Consider the following 555-nt stretch of genomic DNA (forward strand, 5'->3'; position numbering starts at 1 on the left):
TCGGCTTCCACGTCCCGAAGGTGCCGCAGTTGCGATACCTCCATGTTGGCGTACTTCGACTTCCAGACGTAATAGGTCGGCTCGCTGATCCCATGCTTGCGGCAGGTCTCGCCAATCTTGGCACCGGCCTCAACCTCTTTGAGGATCCGGACCATCTGTTCTTCGGTGAACTTCGACTTCTTCAATGCAGAGCTCCTTCAGGTGGGAACTCTACCTTCAACTGGATCGAAATTTCGAGGACGCTTCAGACGCTTCAAATTTCTCAACCGCCTCCTAAACACCCACCATTGCCCGCGAACTTTCCCGCGCAAATCGATGCTGATATCGTCTGTTGCTAAGACGACGCAACCTGCAGTGTGGGATCCGACCCCCGCACTCGCAGAAGGCGAAATGCCCAACGACCTTGCTATCCCGCCGAATTGGAACCTGCTTCCGGCCGTATATACACCGGCGACGGACAACATCATCCAGCATCTCCAGCTTGACGACCTCATCAATCTGTCGAACGTCTCGCACGCGTGGCGCAATGCGATAACGCCGAAGGCCTTTGATCAA

Annotated in this window: 2 protein-coding genes; one reads left to right on the forward strand and one right to left on the reverse strand. The window is 55.3% G+C overall.

The features are described from left to right. On the reverse strand, positions 1 to 185 hold a 185-nt coding region (locus tag AB6O04_RS20010; RefSeq protein ID WP_368566172.1), incomplete at its 3' end, for a transposase. 205 nt (positions 186 to 390) lie between these two features. On the opposite strand from AB6O04_RS20010, the gene AB6O04_RS20015 reads away from it, so the two are divergent. Beyond that, positions 391 to 555: F-box protein (locus AB6O04_RS20015; protein ID WP_368566173.1), on the forward strand; the 165-nt coding region annotated here is incomplete at its 3' end.

Origin of the sequence: Pseudoxanthomonas sp. UTMC 1351 (genome assembly GCF_040948865.1) — a bacterium.
GTDB lineage: Bacteria > Pseudomonadota > Gammaproteobacteria > Xanthomonadales > Xanthomonadaceae > Pseudoxanthomonas_A.